The sequence below is a fragment of the Parapedobacter koreensis genome, from assembly GCF_900109365.1.
GTDB classification, from domain to species: Bacteria; Bacteroidota; Bacteroidia; order Sphingobacteriales; family Sphingobacteriaceae; genus Parapedobacter; species Parapedobacter koreensis.
Window position 1 is genome coordinate 335213 of the sequence record NZ_FNZR01000002.1, and the last position, 14744, is coordinate 349956.

Annotated in this window: 11 protein-coding genes and 1 tRNA gene; 10 read left to right on the plus strand and 2 right to left on the minus strand. The window is 47.2% G+C overall.

Annotated elements, in window-relative coordinates:
- The first annotated feature begins 21 nt into the window (after window positions 1-21).
- From BMW65_RS05660 to BMW65_RS05670, 3 genes are read left to right on the plus strand one after another with little or no spacing between them, the layout of a single operon-like run.
- A complete protein-coding gene (locus BMW65_RS05660) occupies window positions 22-1230 on the plus strand; it encodes a polysaccharide pyruvyl transferase family protein (RefSeq protein WP_090603480.1) in 1209 nt (402 codons plus the stop codon).
- Window positions 1227-2417 (plus strand): THUMP-like domain-containing protein, encoded by a 1191-nt coding sequence (locus tag BMW65_RS05665; RefSeq protein ID WP_090603482.1) that lies wholly within the window; start codon window positions 1227-1229, stop codon window positions 2415-2417. Before BMW65_RS05660 ends, BMW65_RS05665 begins: the two co-directional genes overlap by 4 nt.
- Before the next feature lie 43 nt (window positions 2418-2460).
- Window positions 2461-3483, plus strand: coding sequence for an LLM class flavin-dependent oxidoreductase (locus BMW65_RS05670; protein ID WP_090603484.1), 1023 nt, complete (start codon window positions 2461-2463; stop codon window positions 3481-3483).
- Here the strand turns inward: BMW65_RS05670 and BMW65_RS05675 are convergent.
- Entirely contained in the window at window positions 3457-4053 is a 597-nt protein-coding gene (locus tag BMW65_RS05675; protein ID WP_090603486.1) for a DUF502 domain-containing protein, read from the minus strand. The genes BMW65_RS05670 and BMW65_RS05675 overlap by 27 nt on opposite strands.
- A gap of 43 nt (window positions 4054-4096) precedes the next feature.
- A complete protein-coding gene (locus tag BMW65_RS05680; protein ID WP_245747514.1) occupies window positions 4097-6586 on the minus strand; it encodes a bifunctional UDP-N-acetylmuramoyl-tripeptide:D-alanyl-D-alanine ligase/alanine racemase in 2490 nt (829 codons plus the stop codon).
- Window positions 6587-6609: 23 nt separating this feature from the next.
- Between BMW65_RS05680 and BMW65_RS05685 the strand changes: the two genes are divergently transcribed.
- The 7 genes from BMW65_RS05685 (at window position 6610) to BMW65_RS05715 (ending at window position 14592) form a co-directional block, all read left to right on the plus strand.
- Window positions 6610-7071 carry a regulatory protein RecX gene (locus BMW65_RS05685; protein WP_090603490.1) on the plus strand — a complete coding sequence of 154 codons (462 nt, stop codon included), beginning with the start codon at window positions 6610-6612 and terminating at the stop codon, window positions 7069-7071.
- A gap of 63 nt (window positions 7072-7134) precedes the next feature.
- A tRNA-Gly gene (locus tag BMW65_RS05690) sits at window positions 7135-7210 on the plus strand.
- A 192-nt stretch (window positions 7211-7402) separates the two neighbouring features.
- A complete protein-coding gene (locus BMW65_RS05695; protein ID WP_090603491.1) occupies window positions 7403-8158 on the plus strand; it encodes a phage integrase N-terminal SAM-like domain-containing protein in 756 nt (251 codons plus the stop codon).
- 434 nt (window positions 8159-8592) lie between these two features.
- Complete coding sequence (locus BMW65_RS05700) at window positions 8593-9846, plus strand: aminotransferase class I/II-fold pyridoxal phosphate-dependent enzyme (RefSeq protein WP_245747516.1); 1254 nt, start codon at window positions 8593-8595, stop codon at window positions 9844-9846.
- Window positions 9847-9902: 56 nt separating this feature from the next.
- On the plus strand, window positions 9903-10559 hold the full coding sequence (locus BMW65_RS05705) for a TetR/AcrR family transcriptional regulator (RefSeq protein WP_090603494.1): 657 nt from the start codon (window positions 9903-9905) through the stop codon (window positions 10557-10559).
- 571 nt (window positions 10560-11130) lie between these two features.
- Window positions 11131-13308, plus strand: a complete 2178-nt coding sequence (locus BMW65_RS05710; protein ID WP_090603496.1) for a peptidase domain-containing ABC transporter — start codon at window positions 11131-11133, stop codon at window positions 13306-13308.
- A 6-nt stretch (window positions 13309-13314) separates the two neighbouring features.
- Window positions 13315-14592: an HlyD family secretion protein gene (locus BMW65_RS05715; RefSeq protein ID WP_090603498.1), complete on the plus strand. Its 1278-nt coding sequence runs from the start codon at window positions 13315-13317 to the stop codon at window positions 14590-14592.
- The last annotated feature ends 152 nt before the right edge of the window (window positions 14593-14744 follow it).

The following is a 14744-nucleotide window of genomic DNA, read 5'->3' on the forward strand; positions in this document are numbered from 1 at the left end:
TATTAAAAAAACGTTCAACGATTGGCGACAACAACGAAAAACAACATTTTGATCATCGGCGCATTTGACCGCTACAACTACGGGGATTTACTATTCCCACTGGTCATCGAAGCCCAGTTGAAGACCTATGGCCAACCCTTCGAGGCTTCCTACTTTGGCCTCGTAAAAAGTGACCTCAGTGCATTGGGCGGCAAGCCAACGGAGGATATCCGGGCATTTTACCGCAAATGCAATGAAGAAGCGGGCCATACCAGCGTTATCGTAGCGGGCGGTGAGGCCGTGGCCGTCACGTGGAGTTCGTTGCTGCTGGCGCTCAACAGCCTCTACAAACGCACGCACCGTTTCCATGGCCGCATAAACAAGGTATTTGATCTCAATGCCTTCGCCAAACGGGCGCTGCATGGCAAGACCGACCTGCCCTTTGTATTCACGAAGTCCGATTTCAAGGGCGTAGACCGTGTCATCTTCAATTCACTTGGCGGCTCGGAGCTGAATCCGGCTATTTTCGATCAGCTTCCCGGCCTCCGCGACAAGCTGCGGCAAATTGACTACTTTGCGGTGCGTGATGAAGCCACGCAGCGCAACCTCACCGCACAGGAAGTACAGACACACCTTTATCCCGACTCGGCGATCCTGATGTCTACGTTTTACCCCACCACGCTATTGGCCGAGCAGGTATCCCCTGCCGTTAGGCAATATGTCGCTGCCAAACGGGGAACGTATGTGTTTTTCCAGATCAAAAACAACCACGCTAAAAATAACGAACAGCGCATTGCGCAGCAGTTGGATTTGATTGCCGCGCAGACCGGCATGGATCTCTGCTTTTGCCCGATTGGCAAGGCGCTCAACCACGACGACCATTTGGCACTGGGCCGCATTGCCCCGTTGCTGAAACACCCCTGCACGGTATTTGACGAGGTCGGTATCTGGGACATCATGTACCTCATCGCCAATGCGCGGGTATACATCGGCACCAGCCTGCACGGCGCGATTACCGCCATGAGCTATGCCGTGCCGTACGTTGGTGTGGCCGTGCCCAAGCTCCACAGCTACCTCCAGACGTGGGGCATCGCCGGCATAAACCGTACCGTAGCACTTGATGGTCTATCCGAAGGTTTCCAGCGCGCGCTTAATGCCGATCAAGCCGCGCTTGATGAATCCCGCAGCAAGCAGCTGGCAGCCGCCCAAGCCTCTTTTTCGCGTATCCGGCAGCTCGTCTTCGCATCATGACGGCGATAAACCCCCATGTCCTCGCACCCGAAGTGCAGCACTACCTGCATGCCCACGAAACCATGCCCCCCGCCGATATGGCGCTACGCAAAAGCCCGTTTCCCGGTGTTTCCCCGCTGGAACTGGCCCAGCAACTGGACGGCAGGCAACGTTGCCGGAAAAAACTACCGCTTTGGCACGGTACACCGGGCATCTATTATCCCGAAAAGCTATCCGTGGAACAGGCCTCCTCGCAGGCCACGGCCCAGTATAAGGCCAGCCTCATCCCCCGGCAAGCCCGCGTCATCGACCTTACCGGAGGGCTGGGCATAGACGCTTATTTTTTCGCCCAGCGGGCGAACACCGTGGTCCATTGCGAAAAAAATGAAGCCTTATCACAAATTGCCGCACACAACGCCTTCGTACTGGGCACTACCAATATTGCTTTTATCGCCTCCGATGGCATCGCCTACCTGCATAGCCAGCCCGACAATGCGTTTGACTACGTGTATGTCGACCCTTCGCGCCGGGTGGAAAGCCGGAAGGTCTTCCGGCTGGAGGACTGCGAACCGAATGTCGTGGAAGCGCAGCAGGAACTGCTGCAAAAAGCGGGGAACGTAGTCATCAAATCTGCGCCCTTGCTCGATATCTCCGCTGCTCTCCAAGCGCTTGAAAACGTCAGCGAAGTGCACATCGTCAGCATAGACAATGAATGCAAGGAGTTGCTGTTTGTCCTTGACCGGGCATATACCGGTACAGCCCAATTTACCGCCGCATTATTGAAAGATGAAAGCGTACGTACTTTTTCATTTACGGCAACCGAGGAAAAGACAGCTGTTTCCGAGTTTGGCCAACCCGCGCACTACCTGTACGAGCCCGATGCGGCACTGCTCAAGTCCGGTGCGTTCAAACTCATCGGCCAGCGGTATGGCCTGAAAAAACTCCACCAGCATACCCACCTTTACTCATCGGAGACACCGGTGCCTGACTTCCCGGGCAAGGCATTTGCCATTGGCAAAGTGATGTCCTATGGCGATTTCAAAAAGGACAAAGCGGTATGGCATGCTGCTGTAAGCACCCGGAATTTCCCGCTGAAAGCCGAAGACCTACGCAAGCGCCACCGCATACGCGAGGGCGAAGACCTGTACTTGTTTTTCTGCACCGGCATCGACGGTATGCTTTTGGTCATCTTTGCATCAAAATGCTGACGCCTGCTTGCGCATCCTGCACTTAATGCGGTACTTTGCAGCCATGTCCAAGCAAGTAAAGCTTTCCGCACTTGACCTCTCCGTCGTCGTCGCAGGTGGTGATGCCTCATCGGCCATCGCCCGCACGGTAGAGGCTGCCCGCCATGTCGAACAATTAGGGTATGAACGCATCTGGCTCGCCGAGCACCACAACATGGAATTTATCGCCAGTTCGGCCACATCGGTGCTTATTGGCCATGTAGCCGGCAAAACGGAGCACATCCGTGTCGGTTCGGGCGGCATCATGTTGCCCAACCATGCCCCGCTGGCCATTGCCGAACAATTCGGCACGCTGGAAACGCTCTATCCGGGCCGTATTGACCTGGGCTTGGGCCGCGCACCGGGTACAGACCAGCTGACCGCCATGGCACTGCGCCGCAACAACCTCAATACCGCTTACCATTTCCCTTCGGAAATCCGCGAATTGCAGTTGTACTTCAGCAACGACAACGTCGACGGGCGCGTGCGGGCATTTCCGGGCGAAGGGCTCGATATCCCGTTTTGGATACTCGGCTCCAGTACCGACAGCGCTTACCTGGCTGCCGAGATGGGACTTCCCTATGCTTTTGCTGCACATTTCGCGCCAGCACAATTCCGCGCAGCTATCGCCCTGTACCGCCAGCATTTCAAACCGTCTGCCCAATTGGACAAACCTTATGTGTTGGCTTGCGTGAATGTCATCGCGGCCGATACGGATGAAGAAGCCCACATACTGGCGACGAGCATGTACCGCATGTTCCTCGGCATCCTTACGAACACGCGCAAGCCGCTGCAGCCGCCCGTTCCGTCCATGGAACCTTACTGGTCGCCCGATGTGGAAAATGCCGTCAAGCAGATGACTGCCTGTACCTTCATCGGAAGCCACGAAACGCTGGCTGCGCAACTTTCCAGGTTCATTGAAGAGACCGGTATTGACGAGCTGATGACCACGGGAAATATCTATGATCAGGGGGCAAGGTTGAAATCGTACCGCATCCTCAAAGAGGTGTTGTCTCAACCCTTATTCCAAGCCGCTCACACCGCCTGACACGACCAGTTTCATCGCGTCCGTGGCGCTCATGTTGAGCCGTCTCACCCGTTCGGTTTTCACCACAACAACCTGCCCGGCAAAGGAGTACGAGTAGGGAAAGTAAACGATTACTTCATCCTCCAAGCCTATTTTGCTGAGGTCCCGCTGGGTGAGGAAGCCAATTTTCTTCAAACCCGTTTCATTGACCTCCACGAGTACAGGTTCGTTGAACTTCTTGGCATCCCCCACGAATGCTTCCGTAAAATCCTTGATGGAAGAATACAAGGTATTAAACAGCGGAATACGGTTGAGCAGGCCATTGAGCCAATTGGTTATCGGCTCGGTGACGACGTTGGTAAATACCATCCCGACGATGACCAGCACCGTGATGACGGTAAGGATACCCAAGCCGGGCACATAAAGTGGTTTTCCTAAGTCATCCTCCCAAAACCAGCTGCTCAGGTTGAGGGCCGAATCGACGCTCGCAACAATCCAGACAATCAGGAATAACGCCCCTGCAAGCGGCACCACCACCAAGGTACCCTTGATGAGGTAATTAAAAAATAAACGTATTGTTCTGTTTTTCATTTATTAGCTATTAGACGTTAGACAACAGATTTTAGTCTCCGGACTACCCGTAATGGTAGACTCTTTTGACACGCTGGGATATTCCCGTCAGCAGTTCATAAGGGATGGTGCCGATGGCTTTCGCCAGCTGATCCACATCGCCAAACACGATGACCTCATCGCCTTCCCGTGCATCCACTCCGCTAATATCCAGCATGGCCATATCCATGCAGATATCCCCCACGGTGGGCACCTTTTCGCCCCGTACGACCATGTGGCCCACGCCATTGCCAAACCGGCGGTCATAGCCATCCGCATAGCCAATGTTTACCGTAGCGATGGTACTATCCTTGGTAAGCATGCCGCTGCGGCTATATCCCACACTTTCCCCTGCGGGCACTTGCCTGATTTGCGTGATGATAGTTTTCAACGTGCTTGCCTGCTGTAGCTGCAAGGTGGTAGATCGTTTGCTACCAGCCCCATATAACCCGATACCTAAACGCACCATATCCAGGTGTGCCTGCGGCCATCGCCGGATACCTGCGGTATTGGCGATATGGCGGATAAACGGGTAGTCCAATGCTTCGCGCAAACGCTCGGCAAATCCATGGAAAGCAGTCAGTTGCTTTTCCGTAAATGCATCGTGAACCGTATCGCCTGCTGCAGCCAAATGCGAAAACACCGACTGTACTTTTACGGCAGTTGTCTCCTGCAAGCTGCTTATTACCTGTTCGATATCGCCAGCACCAAAACCCAGCCGATGCATGCCTGTGTCGACCTTGATATGGATAGGATAACCACTCATCCGTTTGCCTGCTAATAGGCGAACAAAATCATCCAGTATACTAAAACTATATATTTCCGGTTCCAGCTCATGCGCCAGCAGCGCGTCAAACGATGCCGCCGTGGGACTCATCACCATAATGGGCAGCCGAATGCCCGACTTGCGCAACTCCACACCTTCATCCGCGTAAGCTACAGCGAGGTAATCCACTTTGTTGAACTGAAGCAGATTGGCCACTTCAAAACTGCCGCTACCATAGGAAAACGCCTTCACCATGGCCATCAGTTTTACCTGTTTGGGCAACAGCGACTTATATTGGTTCAGGTTATGCTCCACGGCATTGAGATTCGTCTCCAACACCGTATCATGCAATTTGGCCGTAAGCAGCTGGCTAATGCGCTCGAAGGCATATTTCCGCGCCCCTTTCAAAAGGATGGTTTCGTCGTGAAAGGCCAGTTCGTCAAACGAGGCCAGAAATGCCGCCGTATCCGGAAACCCCTCATGTTTTACGAATCCGAATTTGCCCTGTTGTTCAAGCAGTGCAGCCCCTATGGTCACCAATCGATTAACTTTACTGTCAGCAAGCAGCTTCGCTACATTCGAATAAACTTCTTCTTCACGTCCAGAAGCACCGGGGATGTCCGACAAAATTAATGTACGTGTAGCATGCTGCTGCTGTTGCCGGAGAAAATCCAACGCAATAGCCAGCGACGATAGGTCATTGCTGTAGCTATCGTCCACCACCGTACAATTGTTGATACCTCTTTTCATTTCCAACCGCATCTCCACCGATTGCAGCATCGCCATCCTCTCAGTGATGACGGCTTGTCCATACCCCATGGCCAGCATTACTGTCCAGCAACATGCGGCATTTTCCCTTGCAGCGGCATCGGTAAACGGGATGGTAAGCTGCACCGGCCTCCCTTCATACTCCGCGTGTATCCGGCACTTGTGGCCGTCTACCAGCTCATGACCCGTGACCTTCAAAGACACCTCGCCATCACCCCACGTCACATGCCTCCCTGCCGAAGGCATCGGTATGCCTTGCAGGTGATCCGGTGAATAAATAGCCTGTGCGGTTCCTTCAAACAATCGGAGCTTTTCCCGGATTTTGTCCCCGCGTGAGGCAAATCCATCATCATGCGCAGGGCCGATGTTGGTGAGCACAGCGATGTCCGGCCGGATCATCGCATGCAATGCATCCATTTCTCCCGGTTTGCTAATGCCAGCTTCAATGATGGCGAGATCATAGCTGCCGTCCAACTGCCACAACGACAAGGCCACCCCTATCTGCGAGTTATAGCTTTTGGGACTACGGGCAATGCGGTATTCCGGAGCCAGCAATTGTGCCAGCCATTCCTTCACGATGGTTTTGCCGTTGCTCCCCGTGATGCCGATGACCGGATAGGCAAACTGGCTGCGGTGATAAGCAGCAAGCGCCTGTAAGGCTTCCAATGTATCCTTTACAACAATGAAATTGGCGCCTGGAAATCCGGTGGTATCCGTTTTGCCATCGGCTACCACGAAATTGCGCACCCCCCCAGCATACACATCCCGGATATATTGGTGACCATCGCGCCGCCCTTCCAACGCAAAAAATAAACCGTGCAAGGTATCCGACAGCTTCCTGCTGTCATACAACAACGTGCGCACCTCAGCCCCTTCATCGCTGAAAGAGACCGTTATGGCAGGCATAAGCTCGGAAATCCGGCGGATGGTGTAAGACCGTTCGTACATGGCACGAATTTCAGCATTTTTTGGGTACTCCAAGAATTTTTTACCATTTTGGATCCATGGAAGTGTCGAAGGAAAACGCTCGGGCCAAAGCCGAACATTACTGTGCCTATCAGGAGCGATCACAACAGGAAGTACGGGATAAATTATACAGTTGGGGGTTACACCAGTTGGACGTGGAAAACCTCATCGCTGATTTAATTGCGGCCGGCTTCCTGAATGAAGAGCGGTTTGCACTGGCTTATGCTTCGGGCAAGTTCCGGCTGAAAAGCTGGGGCAAGCACAAAATCAAGCAGGGCCTACAGCAAAAGTCCGTATCGAAGCCGCTGATTAAGATGGCGCTGGCCAGCTTGGATGACCAGGCCTATCGCGAAAAATTACATGAATTGCTGCAAGCCAAAGCCCGGCTGGAAAAGGAAAAACACCCCTATAAACGGAAACACAAACTGCTCCGATATGCCATCAGCAAGGGATATGAAAGTGAATTAGCCCTTGAACTACTGAATGACAACGACTTGTGATTTTTTTGAAAAAATTGTTGACAGAAGCCGAAAACTCCCTATATTTGCATCCACAAACAGCAAGCGAAAGTAGCTCAGTTGGTAGAGCGCAACCTTGCCAAGGTTGAGGTCGCGAGTTCGAACCTCGTCTTTCGCTCCACAGGAACCCCTTCTAATAATGTTAGAGGGGGTTTTTCGTGTTCGAGGGGTTCGGAAGGGAAACTCCCACCAAAACTCCCACCAGAAACCCCACCGGCACGAGGATAAAAAAGATGGCAAGGACGGTCGAACGCTACAGGGAGCCTAAGATCGTCCGCGCCAAGCGGGGCTGGTTCATCGCGCTCTATTACCAATGGCCGGAAAACCACCCGGAGAAAAAGGCACCCACAAAAAATTTGAAATTTCCGCAGGGCTGAACCGAATCCAAGACCTCGCCAGGCGGGAGCGGGAAATGCGGGCATTGCTCGACGAAGTGAAGGATATTCTCGCTAAAGGATTCGATCCGCTCTTTGAAAATGCGGAAACCGACTTCATAGCAGAAATTAAGGAAAAGAAAGACCACGTTGCCGAAATTCAGCAGGCAGAATTTGAGGTTAAAATTGCTGAATCCCCGCAAAATACCTCCGAAGTTACAGGAATCCAAACAGCCGCTAAAGATCAGACAGAACTGCAGGGCTGGACTCTGAAAGAAGGTATTGAACAATACCGGAAATACTGCAAGGGCCGGAACTATTCGGAGCGCACCATAACCACCTACGACACCTACATTAACAACTTCACCGATTGGCTGGTGGATGCCGAGCTCCTTGACTCCCCATGCAGCAGGTTTGACGAGTTCAAAGCCAAGGAGTTCCTCGATGAGTATTTCGACGAGGAAGGCTGGTCGCCATGGACATACAACAACCACCTTGATTTCCTATTAACGCTTTTCAACTGCGTCCTGAAACTGGAAAAAGAGGAAAACAAACGAAGTATAAAACCAAATTTTTTAGCAATTAATCTTGCAGGTCTTTTGATTTTTTTATTAATTTGGAGGCATGAATTTTTTGCTGTTCATATTTGTTGCCATTGTGGTTTTTGTCGCGTCTTATTCCTCTTTGGGAAGTGACCACCCGTATGTTGGGTTAGGCATTGCGGCGCTTGTGACTTTCTGGTACTTTTTCCATGTTACCAAACCAAAGAGAAAGGCTTGAGTATTTGCCGCCAAGCGTTTTCTTTCTTAGGTAGCTGAACCACCTTGCATCTTTTGTGTTTTTCCTTTAAGGCCGTTTCACCTTGTTGGCGAAATTTACTTTGGTTGAATGAAAGCCAATTTGAAATTTTTGGTTACGGTGACAACATTCCATAAGGATTGGTTGGGGTTCCACAAAAAGTACAACAAAATAAAAAATTTCTTTTATTTAATATTCTCCTGTAAATCAATCGGATAAACTGTACGCTAAAAAAAGTGTTGAAACAAAGGATTATTGCTGTCCTATGTCACCACTTGTTTACTTTTTTGTACCTATCTTTTCCGCCAAAAAAGAACAAACTAAAACTATTATGATTGATTTCAACCAAGCGACATTCAAGGATTTCGAGAACATTCCGAGGATGGACATCCGACAACGCTCCGCGATATTCTGCCAATTCCTTGAATTTATGGAAGAGAATGGGCACATGAATTACCGCCTGCTCAATGAAACAGGATGTGCACCCGAAATGAAAACCAGGCTTACCGGATCGGATAACGGTGAAACCTACATCAGTCTTGTATCAAACGACTATCTTGGTTTCACGCAGCACCCGAAAGTCAAGCAAGCCGCAAAAGATGGCATTGAGAAATACGGCACCGGAGCGGGTGCATCTCCCTTAATCGGGGGCCATTTCGAATACCATGAATTACTTGAAAAGAAAATTGCGGCCTTTTTTAGAAAACCTGCCGATCACTCTGTAATATTCACTACCGGATATACAGCAAACAGCGCATCCCTTCTTTGCCTTTTGCAAAAGGAAGACCTTGCCATTATAGACATGGCCGTACATGCCTCGGTGCACGAAGGTTGCATCCTCACCAACAAAAAAACTTTCCCGCACAACAACCTTGAGTCCCTTGAACATATCCTGAAAATCTCCAAAGATAAGTACCGCACAAAGATGGTCATCACCGATGGTGTATTTTCGCAGGATGGGGACGTCGCGCCCATTGCGGACATTTTATACCTAACGAGGAAATACGGTGCCTATCTAATGGTGGATGATGCCCACGGTGTGGGGGTAATCGGACAAACCGGCAGGGGCGTACTTGAACGTACCGGCCTGCTTGACCAAGTGGATTTCCTCACCGGCACATTCAGCAAAACGTTCGCAAGCATCGGCGGGTATGTGATAGCTAACCCGGACGATATAAAATTCCTGAAATTCCAGTCGAGGCAACAGATATTTTCGGCGACTTCAGCCCCTTCAGCATTGGGCATTGTAAAGGCCATCGAACTGATTGACGAAGAACCAAAATGGAAAGATGACCTTAATAAAAACATGGATTACCTAAAAAAGGGGCTGACAAAACTTGGGCTGAATGTCGGCACGACCGAATCTGCAATCATACCGGTCAAAATAGGCGATCCACATAAGACCGGAGATGCAGGAAGGATGCTGCTGGAGCGCGGCATCAATGCAAATCCCATCCTGTATCCCGCAGTAGCAAAAAAAGACGCGCGGATACGCATGAGCCTCTCTGCAACACACACCAAAGAACAACTTGACAAAGTTCTTGATGCATTTGACTATATTAGTAAAAAATTAAACCTTGTATAAAATCATTCTATGTATAAACTATCAACCTTTATTTGTAAACCAAAATTTAAATCATCATGGCAAGAAAAATTGAGGGCGAACACCGGAACAAGGAACTCACCAAAAAGAAATTGATCGACAGTGTAGGGGAAGTCCTCCGCAGGGAAGGATACACCAAACTGGGCGTTAATAACATCGCCAACCACGCAGGTGTAAGTAAAAAACTGATTTACCGGTATTTTGAATCAGTTGACAACCTAATAGAAGCCTACATCAAGGAAATGGACTTTTGGATGACCCTGCGTTCGCAGGAAGACGAATTGGCGAATATACACAGCCATAACTTTGGAAGGGATCTCGCCTCGACGTTCCTCGGAAGCCTGTTCGAACACTTGGAAGACAGGCCGGAAGCCCAAAAGATCATCCTATATGAATTGTCTGAGAACAACAAGCTCCTGCATGAAATCAGTATGGTTCGTGAGATGTTCGGTTCCAAGCTTTTCAAAATGACTGATCCTATTTTTGAGGGGACAGGTATCGACTTGCGGGCAGTTTACGCAATTTTATTGGGCGGGGTTTACTACATGACGCTCCACGCGAACGGAGCTGGCGGTACGGTCTGCGAAATCGATTCCAAGAAAGACGAAGGAAAGCAGCGTCTCATTAAGGCTATGGAAACCATCGTAGAAATGTGTTATAATGAAGCGGAAAGAGTAAAACTGGCTAAACTATAGTTTCAACAACAGCCCATCCAACAGCCCAAGCCAAAAGCAACGTACAAACAAGAAAATCGAGAGACTGCCAATCAATAAAATTGTTTCCAGACACAGTGTACCTATAAACCACAACGAATACAGAAGCATACATGAACCAAGTATTTCACACTTTTATTTACGGTTTTAATACGATATGGCAATGGATTCAAGTCTTTAAACCGCAAATAACATAAACCGTTTACCTTAATTGAAATTTCTTAACTACCGAAACAACCAGCTAATACGTTTAAAATAGATCTGCTATCAAATTTTTACCGGGATCTTACCCCTTAATATTAAACAAGTCGCAACCCTTTAAATCCGCTCGGAAATCTATTCTAACATGTAAATCGGGAAATCTTTCCGGTCCCAACCGTTGAATATATAAAATTTCACATATTTGTGATTTATTTATAAAAATTGTGAAATTTCAGTTTTTTATATCCATTTTTAACCTTTGAATCATTCGTTCAATTTTCGTCGATTGATTCCATACATAAACAAAGCTTTACCCTAAGTAAAACCTTTTATTAAGAATAGCGATTAAGGAGTGAAATCGTTTCCATTTTACGAACAGCAAGATCAGATGGATTGTGGGGCGACCTGTCTGCGAATGATCAGCAAATGTTTTGGTCGTAGCATTGGTATCCAAAGAATCCGTAAGTTGAGTTCTATGACGGATTCAGGGGTAAACATGCTCGGACTTAGTGAAGCGGCTGAAAAGCTTGGTTTCAGAAGTCTCGGCTTGCGCCTGACAATCGAACAGCTTCCGGAAATTTCGCTTCCTTGCATTCTGCATTGGAAACAGAACCATTTCGTGATTTTATACCGTATAAAAAACAACAGGTATTTCATTGCCGATCCGGGAATCGGTAAGGTAAACCTATCCGAAAAAGAATTCACGGATAATTGGTATCCCGATAATGATCAGCGTTATGGGTTGGTTTTGATTTTATCACCGAGACCGGAGTTTTACAGCCAACAAGGGGATGATGATAACGCAATGAAATGGAAGACCATATTGCTATATTTTTATGAGTATCGCAAACTGTTCGTACAATTGATTTTAGGCGTCATTATCGGCAGCTCTCTCCAATTAGTAACACCATTTCTGACCCAATCGGTTGTTGATATCGGTATTAACACCAACAACCTGAATTTCATATATTTAGTATTGATTGCACAATTGATGTTGTTTATCGGCCAGTCATCGATCACATTCATCAGATCTTGGATATTACTTCATATAAGTACCCGTATAAATATTTCGATCCTTACCGACCTACTTATTAAGCTAATGAAGCTCCCAATGGAATTTTTTAGCACAAAGACAACCGGTGACATTATGCAAAGGATGCAGGATCAAGAAAGAATAGAGACTTTTCTCACAAGTTCGACATTGAACACATTATTCTCATTTGTAAACCTGGTAGTTTTCGGAATCGTATTAGCTTTTTATCATTTGGGAATCTTTGTTGTATTCGCTGCCAGCAGTGTGCTTTACACAGGTTGGATACTTCTTTTCATGAAAAGAAGAAGAGAACTTGATTATCGAAACTTCACGATTGCATCCGATAACCAAACCAATGTTGTTGAGATCGTAAGTAGTATTCAAGAAATTAAACTGAACAATTTTGAGCGGCAAAAACGTTGGTCGTGGGAGAATATACAAGCCCGGCTTTTCCGTTTCAAGGTTAAGAGTCTTGCCCTTTCCCAGTACCAAGAATCTGGCGCGATGGCAATAGAGCAATTGAAAAACATATTAATAATCTTTATCAGCGCAAGGGCTGTGATAGATGGTGAATTATCTTTGGGTACTATGATGGCCATTCAGTACATCGTAGGGATGGTAAGCAACCCAATACAACAACTGCTCGGCTTCATCCATTACTATCAAGATGCAAAGATAAGCCTGGAGCGAATCAACGAAATATATCAGGAGCCGGACGAAGAGCCCGCAGAAAACGATTTGCTTACACAGCTTCCTCATGATAGAAGTATTACATTTAAGTCGGTCATTTTCCGTTATCCAGGCGCGGGAAACGAACCCGTATTGTCTGACATTGATTTAGTATTTCCAGGCGGGAAGACAACAGCAATCGTCGGCATGAGCGGAAGCGGAAAGACTACGGTTTTGAAGCTGATACTCCGGTTTTTTATGCCAGAAAAAGGAGAATTGTATGTTGGCAATATAAAGCAAAAGAACATTTCCTTCAGTACATGGAGAAATGACTGCGGCGTTGTAATGCAAGACGGGTTTATTTTCGCAGATACCATTGAGAACAATATTATTGTCGGAAAAGAGCCAGATAGAGAAAGACTTGAATTGGCACTGAAAATTGCTAACCTCACAGAATTTATTGACGAGCAGCCCTTTGGGCTAAAAACAAGAATTGGTATTGCGGGCAAGGGCATAAGCCAGGGTCAAAGGCAACGAATTCTGATTGCAAGGGCGGTTTACAAAGATCCCCATTACATAATTTTGGATGAGGCAACAAATTCCTTGGATGCCAAAAACGAAAGAATAATCATTGAAAATCTTAAGAATTTTTTTGAAAATAGAACGGTTATTATAGTCGCCCATCGGCTAAGCACCGTAAGCTATGCGGACAATATCGTTGTATTAAGCAACGGAAGGGTAATTGAACAGGGAACACACCAAGATTTGGTCAATAAGCGAGGTCAATACTATAATCTTGTAAGAAATCAACTGGAATTAGGAAACTGACTTGCGATGAAAAATCAATCATATCAAAAACATAGCGAGGCCATCCAGGAAATAATCGGAAAACCGCCATCCACATTGTTAAAATCTGGCACAACAATAGTTTTATTGGGTCTATTGCTAATCCTCGGACTATCAGCCATAATTAGGTATCCGGATATCATTCGAACGGAAATTAGAATAAACTCGTCTAACTCCCCTAAGCCGGTGGTAAATAGGATATCCGGAAATATTGTGAGAATCCTCTTTCCCGAAAACGAAAAGGTGGACGCCGGCCAACCATTGGCTTGGTTGGAAAGCACTGCGGATCATAACCAAGTTCTGGAATTATCCAAACAACTTTACGAATTGAGAATCGCTACCAATTCAGGGGAACCTCTCTCATCGGTAGGGTTTATACCACCAACGGAAGGAAGTTTGGGCGAGCTTCAAGAAGAATTCCAGGTTTTCTACCAATCTTACCTTTCCTATAAGGCGGCAACTGAAGGGGGGATATATTTAAGGCAGAGAACCTACATTAACAGAGATCTGGAAAACATAAAAACACAACAACTTCATTTAGAAAAGAGACTACAATTATATAGTGAAGAATTGAAATTAGCGGAGGAAGACTTTGAACGATACAAAGTCCTTGCCGAAAAAAAAGTCATATCCCCTTCCGAATATCAACAAAAGCAAAGCATACTGATTTCGAAACAATACCCACTTCAAGAAACACGTTCGGCAATTCTTTCAAACGAGTCCTCGTATACCTCGAAGATTCGGGAATTATCGGATTTGGAAAATACAATACAAGAAGAAAAATCTAAATTTATACAGGCTCTCAATAGTCTAATAAGTGCAACTGAACAATGGAAAAGCCAATATTTATTGACTGCCAGGCAGCAAGGCAGGGTTAGCTATGCCGGAATAATTCAGGAAAACCAACACATAGATCAAGGACAAACCGTGTTTTATATAAATCCAGGTAACACGGACTACTTTGGGGAAGCAGTGATTCCTCAATATAATATGGGGAAGGTTAGGGAAAACCAAAAAGTACATATTAAACTTCTTAGTTTCCCATTTGAGGAATATGGTATTATTAAAGGAACAGTGGGACAGGTAAGTTCTGTACCACATCAAGACAGTCTATTTATCTCAAAAATAATTCTGGACCCCGTACCTACAAAACGGCCCGTTCAGTTGCGCACTGGATTGAAGGGGACGGCAGAAATCATTACTGAGGATGCTTCTTTATTAATGCGGCTTATCAGAAATTTAAAGCTGATAGCAAATCAAAATTAATATCACACATGCGTGAATTTTTTCGTTGAAATAATGTAGATTTGCTATCGCCGTTTAAGAATTTGTACAAACCGGCCACCATTATCCTTCATTAAAGACAGAAAATTAAGGGCGAACGCCCGTTGAAACATTTTTTTGTAAAAACCCTATTA

Excerpts from the sequence above, each read along its gene's own strand:
- BMW65_RS05675 (WP_090603486.1), bottom strand. The coding sequence starts at position 4,053 with ATGAAAAACAGAACAATACGTTTATTTTTTAATTACCTCATCAAGGGT.
- BMW65_RS05705 (WP_090603494.1), top strand. The coding sequence starts at position 9,903 with ATGGCAAGAAAAATTGAGGGCGAACACCGGAACAAGGAACTCACCAAA.
- BMW65_RS05670 (WP_090603484.1), top strand. The coding sequence starts at position 2,461 with ATGTCCAAGCAAGTAAAGCTTTCCGCACTTGACCTCTCCGTCGTCGTC.
- BMW65_RS05700 (WP_245747516.1), top strand. The coding sequence starts at position 8,593 with ATGATTGATTTCAACCAAGCGACATTCAAGGATTTCGAGAACATTCCG.
- BMW65_RS05665 (WP_090603482.1), top strand. The coding sequence starts at position 1,227 with ATGACGGCGATAAACCCCCATGTCCTCGCACCCGAAGTGCAGCACTAC.
- BMW65_RS05685 (WP_090603490.1), top strand. The coding sequence starts at position 6,610 with ATGGAAGTGTCGAAGGAAAACGCTCGGGCCAAAGCCGAACATTACTGT.
- BMW65_RS05695 (WP_090603491.1), top strand. The coding sequence starts at position 7,403 with ATGGCCGGAAAACCACCCGGAGAAAAAGGCACCCACAAAAAATTTGAA.
- BMW65_RS05715 (WP_090603498.1), top strand. The coding sequence starts at position 13,315 with ATGAAAAATCAATCATATCAAAAACATAGCGAGGCCATCCAGGAAATA.